Annotated in this window: 5 protein-coding genes and 1 pseudogene; 3 read left to right on the top strand and 3 right to left on the bottom strand. The window is 43.9% G+C overall.

The genetic code is table 11. The annotated features are described in order from the left end of the window. From C7B70_RS26670 to C7B70_RS24550, 3 genes and pseudogenes are all read left to right on the top strand, one after another. Window positions 1-315: pseudogene (locus C7B70_RS26670) on the top strand (hypothetical protein); the annotation flags it as partial. A 31-nt stretch (window positions 316-346) separates the two neighbouring features. Beyond that, complete coding sequence (locus C7B70_RS24555) at window positions 347-1057, top strand: pentapeptide repeat-containing protein (RefSeq protein ID WP_106371526.1); 711 nt, start codon at window positions 347-349, stop codon at window positions 1055-1057. Between the two features lie 78 nt (window positions 1058-1135). Continuing rightward, complete coding sequence (locus C7B70_RS24550; protein WP_106371525.1) at window positions 1136-1525, top strand: hypothetical protein; 390 nt, start codon at window positions 1136-1138, stop codon at window positions 1523-1525. 153 nt (window positions 1526-1678) lie between these two features. On the opposite strand, the gene C7B70_RS24545 is transcribed toward C7B70_RS24550, so the two are convergent. The 3 genes from C7B70_RS24545 to C7B70_RS24535 form a co-directional block, all read right to left on the bottom strand. Continuing rightward, window positions 1679-2881, bottom strand: coding sequence for a hypothetical protein (locus C7B70_RS24545; protein WP_106371524.1), 1203 nt, complete (start codon window positions 2879-2881; stop codon window positions 1679-1681). Window positions 2882-2887: 6 nt separating this feature from the next. Beyond that, entirely contained in the window at window positions 2888-3331 is a 444-nt protein-coding gene (locus C7B70_RS24540; protein WP_106371523.1) for a hypothetical protein, read from the bottom strand. A 121-nt stretch (window positions 3332-3452) separates the two neighbouring features. Continuing rightward, window positions 3453-7457: DUF3854 domain-containing protein (locus C7B70_RS24535; protein WP_146134165.1), on the bottom strand; the 4005-nt coding region annotated here is incomplete at its 5' end.

Below are 7457 nucleotides of genomic sequence, written 5' to 3'. Positions count from 1 at the left end.
TACTTAGTTCCAGGGCTAGAACAACTACTAAGCGAGGCAGATATTGAACGCTATGAGTTTTATAGGAAAAGCTTGCGATCAGCCTACGATAAGAACTTTGCCCCAGGCTGGGCTGCAATGAACTTCAAGGAGCGCTACGGCTACTGGTCGCCCACCAGTTGGTCCCGAAGCGCCATCTTCGGAACTAAACCGACAGCGCAGCAACGCACTGAATATCTCAAGTATTTGCAGGCGATCGCGCAAAGGAAGGAAAAACCCCTCGAGTGGGTACAAAAACAAATGGAATTAGAGTTTGGCTTAGGGCAACCTGCTTAAATCTCCTTCTTAACATTAGGAACAACAACTTATGACAACTTCAGCATTATTGGCACAATTGCTTCAAGGGGTAAAACTAGCATTTCGGTTTCCGCCAGTAGCTTCTCCGTCTCGTCAACGGTACAAGAGGGAGTTGAATTACCAGGAAATTCAGAAAAAAGATATTCTAACCCTAGACGAAGCTGCTTTTTACATCGGGACAGACCCAGAAATACTATTAGAGGAAGTAAGCTGTGGTCATATCCCAGGGGGTCAATTAGCTGGGCAATGGCTATTCTATAAGTGGGCGCTGGCTCAACAGTTTGCAGGATATCGCCAGCCTGGGAATGATGAACCCGATGACATTTTCGAGAATTTTCAAGAAGAAATCGATAAAGCCTGCGACTTTAAAGCCGTCTCTCGGCTACTCGATGAGTATGCTTCAGGAGAGCGCAACTTTTCAGGGATCGATTTAAGCTGGGCATCTTTAAAAGGTGTAAGTTTGCCAGGAATCGACTTTGTGGAAGCCATACTTACAGGAATCGATTTACAAAAGAGCAGCTTGCAGGAGGGACAGTTTATGGATACGATTTTTGAGGGAGCAAACTTGAGCGGTGCTGACTTCACTAATGCAAATCTGGAAGGAGCAAATCTAGCCCATGCTGACTTAAGCCAAACAACTTTAATTGCAGCTAATCTTAGAGGTGTAAATCTCAAAGGTACAAACCTATCAGGTGCTTTGCTCCAAGATGCGATCTTTTAAAAATAGTCTCGTAGATTTGTTATATGTAGGAAAGGTCGCTGATTAACTTATTTAAATTAGATAGAGGAAGTATTTAAAATGAATCCAAGACACGTACAGAAAGCTATCTTTCCTTTTGAGGGAATTTTGCAAGAGTCTTATTGCAAAATCGCAATTTATACCGTTTCAGAGAATAAAAATGTAGTAATAATTGAGGAATTAGACGCAAATCAAGGGACTTCGGCAATCAACAAAATTGAAGAAGTTATAACTGGTATTACTGATAAATATAATCTTGACCCAGCTACAACGATTTGGATATCTCACTGTCCAGAGGGACAAGAAGGGCTATTTTCAGAAATGGAGGATTTTCATAGAATTCTAATTGAATGGAATGGCAAAGTATATGAAATGAAGAATGAAGAACAAGCATGGGAATTGTTATCTCGCCCCGAAGTAGAAAATATGATTGGAACAACATATAGTTAACCCGTTTGTTAAGTAATTTATTTAGAACTTGGTGGTGTTTTATCGATAAATTAGGATTGAGTTTTATGCTAAGACTATGCTATTTCAACTAATCCCCTTAGTATCTTATTCAGGACTAATCTTCTTTGTTCAGCATTTAATATGGCGACAGGCTTAAATATCTAAATTAGACTCTGTATTTTTCTGCTCCTGCATTACTTGCTGCAAACCACTTACGCACTTCTTAAGCCTTTCCAAGTCAGTAGATGTCAATATTCCTTTGAGCGATCTGTTTTTGAACTCTAGAATAATGCCGCGATCGCTTCGGGTATCGAGCGTTAAATCTTCGCCTTTCTGCCGAAATACCCAGCCATTACTGACTTGGAAAACTCTTTCTCCCTTTTGATTATCTTTACCTACTGCTCTAACCACAAATTCGCTACACCTCAATCCTTCCAGGTTAATCTTCTGTTGCATAGGATTGGCAGCTTGGGCTAGGCATAATTTATCAATTGCTCTAGTATAAACAAGCCCTGCATACTTGTCAGCATTAAGGCGATCGCCCTTATTTTGGTTGACAAGGCGTTTATATTCAGGGTCTAGAACGAGCATCTTGAGTATTACATCTCTCGTGAAACCCCTACCAATTGCTCTATTGGCAACTTCTATAGATCGCTCTAAGGGAATTTTTGAGGTCATACCTTGGCTATATTGTCGCCAAAGTCTTCGGGGATTCTCCTCTACATCTCTTTTCCAATCAAGTTTTTGGTCATCACTTAGCTGTCGTAAGTCTAATACTTGTGTTTTAGATTGTACATTAGCGAAAGCATAGATTTCGGCAAGCAGCTTTTCAAAGCTGGGAAGATTATTTGTCATATTATTCATCACCAGAATAATATGTTTTTCAATCCCCAGCGCCTCCCTTACTTGGGGAAGGTTTTGGCTATGATTTACTGGTCTAGAGAGCGGTCCAGATATCCCGCGAATTTTATCAACTTTTTCTTGTTCTTTAGAAAAGTTGGCAGTGACATCAACAGCAATTTTCTTTTCAATTCCATCATTCCCTCTAACTTTAACTACTGCATCAGTCGCAATCACTAAATCGAGTAGCCGATTAGTTAATTTCTCTTTGATGTCTTCACGGATGAGGGGAAGCGTTCTGTGGTTAAGTATTTTATCAAACCATTCACCAGCGCTAGGATAATCATCTTTAACAAAGCGTTCAGCTTTAGCAAATTTGTAGGGCAGTTTTGCCTCAAATAGCTTGACTACATCTTCTAATGTGGAAACCTTTGATTCTAGAATGCCTGCTTGCTTGGCAAAATCCTTGAAGAAATTTTCTAATTCTTCTCCAGTCAGCCGTCGTGGTTCATCCATGAAGCTCTAAAGCGAAATGATCAGACACTCCGGCTTCTCTGGTAGTGCAGAGAATTCTACATAAGCTTCAAAAATGTCATTTCGCGTATGACCTAAATTTTCATTTACTTGCAAAATCACTAAGTAATCTATACCTAGTGATTGGCGTAGCAAGACATATTTTTCATCAGAATGTTTTGCCAACATTGCATCAGCTTCTTGCTCATTGGTTACGGCAGCCAAAGCAATTCGCCCAGTTTCATCTTCTATAAGTACAGGCAAATCTAGTTCATCTAATAATTCCTGTACATTATCAGTTTTGATAACGTATTCAAGAGAAGCTGCTGACATAGCATCTCTAATTTCGGCTAATGATTGATGAATACTTTCTAAGCCTGCGTATTCAATATATTCTCGCAACCAACTGTAAAGCGATGTTTCCGTAATAGTTTTTGGCAATGTATTTACCATAATTCAATACTCCCGCTTATTACTAGCCACTACTTGTAACAGGAATTGGTTGTTTATTCTAACTCACTTCTCTTTAATTTTAAGCAAGACCTGTATCGCATTCTCCAATTAATTTCGTTAATTAAAGTTCAGCTTGTTTAGCTATTTCTTTTGCCTTTATTGCCTCTAGCAACCCTTCAAACTTCTCGATATCTCTTTGAGTAATGCTGCCTTGAAGATTGCCATTGGATAACTCTAATATTGTTGACTGCCTTTGACTGCAATTTATTTTGACATCTGAACCAACCTTGGTGATGGTGTACCATCCACCAGTCCACGACACATGATCACTGCGCTGATTCTTAGCAAACGTGGAGAGCAACTTGATACTTAATTCCACTGCTCTAGTATTCAGCCGCTCTTGCTGAAGGCTGGAGCTATCTTTAGCATCTGTATGAGCGACAATAGAATCTGTCCTCATCGGACGAGTGAGGTCAGTGATCGGGTTATCATACTGCCACAAAGAAGAAGTTAGTAATTGTTCGTGCTGTAATAAGTCTTGCTGCATGGTGACAGCAGCTTGTTGAGTTAAAGGTGTAGGCGTTTTGGGGTGATGGAAGGCGATCGCAACTTCTGCTATCCGCCCCAGGTAAGCATCAGGTTTACCGATATCCCTAGCTGCCTGATACCACTGCCATAAATCATTAGCAGTTTGCTTATAGGTATCAAAGTCCAGCCGCATTGCTGCTGCTGCCTCGGTTGATAGTCCTTGACCAGAAGCGACAACCGCCTCAATCCGGCTGATGTAAGCATCGGGCTTACCAATTGCCTGTGCGACCAGCTTCCACCCAGATACATCTGGTTGTGACCCGATGCCCTTTAACTGTTCGTTCCAGTCTTTACCAACAGTCGGCGTTGCTCTAATAACTGACCCAAGTTCAGCAGCTAATCGCCATGCCATATCTTCTCCAGGGCGATCGCTGTCGTGAGCGGCAACAATTTCTACTCCTTGTTGTTGCTGCTGTCTTAGCCAAGAGGTGGGTACAGAACCAGCGCCATCAGTGGACACAAACATCGTTCGTCCAGGTTGCTCGGCTAAAGCTGCGGCGGACAAAGCATCGATAGCTGACTCTACCAGTACAATTCGCTGTAGCTGTCCTTCACCTTGAACAAAGGAGAACCAACCGCCCGCGCGTTGGCTGCCCGTTGCTAGACCTTTGAAAGAACTATCGTTGTATGTACCGCGCAAGCTGGCTCCAGTAAGATTGCCCTCAATGTCTTGGCGCAGAAACACAGCATTTTGCTTGGCATCAGCGTAGATTTTGCCCTGGCTATGTAGTTCATCGACCAAGGCTACGGGTAATTGGCGCTTTTGGATAAGGTATTGGCGTACAGCTAACCATTTTAACTCGTCTGGGGTTGGCGGCCCAAAGGGCTGACGTTCCTGAGCTTGTGGTTGTGGTTGAGGTGATCGCCTGGGGACAGGTGGTAGTTCAAGTGTGCTATCAGCTAACCATTGCAGCGCTGCTTTAAACTCACGCGCCTGGACGTACATAACTAAATCAATTGCCCCGTATCCCCCTTTGAGGTTGGCGTGGTCGTAAAACTTCTGGTCATTGATGCTGATAATTTGTCCTTCGCCGCGCCATTTGTGCTTATCGTATTTGTCTTGCGTTAGCCCCAAGCGAATTGCTATCTCATCAAGGGGAAGATCGCGCAATTGTTGGGCAAGAGTAATTACAGTCTCTTTTGTATGTGTAGCGATTACCGCGTGGACTTTCTTGAGTGCCTGGGTATTGCTAGCGGTTTGGAGCATACTTAAATCCTCCCCAATCTGTTTACAAGCAGAAATAGTAGTTGTTGAACCAATCGCTGACAAATTGATCTGCTGGGAAATAGATGCGATCGCAGTATTAGTTATTTGCTGTTGTTTGTCCTTTAATAAAGGCTCGATTTGTTGCAGGTAGCCGGAAATTACACCGTCAAGTTGATTAATTGCTCCAGCAGTCTGCTCAAAGTTGGATTTAAGCTGTTGTGTCAAATCAGTCAAAGCTTCAACTAAAGGCAGTGTTTCAACAGCCGATTGCTCAACGTGTTTTGATACGGCTTCACTGATGCCTGTAACTATCTGCTGCTCGTGCCGTGCCTTTCTTGCTTTGGCTTGTTCCAAATAGCTAGAAATTACAACGTCAAGCCTATTTAATGCTGCAAGCGAATTAACCTGCTCACCTTGGAGGTCAGTAGTTAAGCTTTTTAGCGCTGTGGGAATATTCTGGTACTGGGTTACACTGGCACGCTCGATATAGCCTGCAACAGTGCTAATAGTGCGGTCAGCAGTCAGCCTATCAAGTAATTGCTCTAAGGAATTGAGAGCAGTTTTCCCCTGGGCTAACTGCTGCCGATGTTGGGACAATTCTTCTATTAATGGTGATACTGTCAGAGCCAAAGCTGAGGCAATAGTTTCCTGTTCAGCATGGTTTGATGCTGCCAAGAGCGCTTGCTGATTTGTTTTTTGTTTGAGAGCCGCGACTGTTGCTTGGGTTTGGGCTAAGTAGTCAGAAATTACTGTATCAAGCACTTTGAGTGATTCAAACGATTGCGATTGCTCGTCCCCTAGCTGCTGCGTGAGATCAGTTAGCGGTTGAAGTAGGGGTAAAGCGACTTCCTCAAGCTGAGTGTGCCTGACGACGGATTGTATTGATTGCTCGTTAAGTTGCTCCTGGTCTACTTGGGATTTGGGCTGTGATGCAATCACCTCCTCAATCACTTTGGTTAGTTGATGTATGGCGCTAGTCAGCCCTTGCCCATGAAGTCCCTTTAGCTGTTGACTTAAAGGTAGAAGCTCTTGGGTTAGGGGCGCTTGGGTGATGGTTCGTGCTGTTAGGTAATTTGAGATTGCACGAGCAGCTTGACTCTGTACCTCAACGCTTGGGGCTACCTCTAGGCTTGATTGCGATAGTTCGCTAGGCAGCGCGGATTCAAGCTGTCGCATTGCCGAGCTTAATACCTGGGACTGGTTGCCCAAGAAGTCTTGGCATAAATTATGTAAGTCTTGAGCGATCGCACTTTGGGCAATGGCTTCGACATTAAGGTGATTGGCGATGGCTGCGCCCGCCGTACCCGGCATCGCTTCATTCAATTGTCCGCTTACTCGCCCGTCATTTCCACCTCGCTGCTCAACACTTTCATTACCTGCTGCGCGGTCAATAACTGTTGGATCTTGTCGGTCAAGGATACTTGTGAGGAACGCTGCTCCCTGACCTCGAACCCAACCATCTGCAAGGCTTCGGTTAAGCTCTGCAATGTCGGCTCCAAGTTGCTCGACGGTTTGGAGTTCAAGGTATCGGCTAATTGCTGTAAGAAGTTCAGATGACTGGCTTTCAATTCGCTCAGGTTCTCGGTCTGGGTAACTTCCAGGCGCAGGATTTGTTCGTTCAATTGACTGTTGCTGCTCGTAAGTTGGTTGTTGGTTTTCTCTAACTGGGTGATTTTCTTGGTCAATGAAGTCATGGCTTTGGTTAACGCCTCTATCTGTTGTACGTTCATTGTTGAATTGTCGCTGTTCGATAATGTCATCGGAAATTTCCTCTAGTGATCGGTTTAAATTTTGGTCGTGGATGGGTGGCTGACCCGATAGCGATTGGTTTAGCCTCTGTTTCCTTTGTTCAATACTCAATTTTTTAGGCGGCACTATGGCTAAATGCCGTTCTTGCTTGTTGTGTTCGCGCCATTGTCGTAATGGCAGTGCCACTGATGCCGCTTGTTCGTAAGCAAGTGGGCTATGAGCCACAATCAAGTCATCTACCCCTTTTTCTGGTCCCGGCAGACTGACCACGCTGACTTTTGCTCCTTGCTGTTGCAACAAACTACCAGTACGAGAAATCGCAATTTCGATATTCCGCTTTGTCTCTGGGCGCGTCTCGTAGTCAAAGCAGAAACTAATGTCGCGCCCTAGCGTGGCGAAAACTGCCAATTCTTCATGCAAATGAGCCTTTATTGGTCTTCCTTGTTCATTCTTACTGCGATAACCCGCGTAGATTCCTGGTAGCCCAATGGCAACGTGACCTTGGCTCAGTAAACTAGCTGCTTTCTTTGCTCCCTCCGCTAGGGTAATAGGTAAGTTATATTTCCACGCGCAGTACCAAAA

The organism is Chlorogloea sp. CCALA 695, assembly GCF_003003885.1.
In the GTDB taxonomy this organism is placed as follows: Bacteria; Cyanobacteriota; Cyanobacteriia; order Cyanobacteriales; family Chroococcidiopsidaceae; genus Aliterella.
This window is presented reverse-complemented; position numbering and strand designations above follow the sequence as displayed.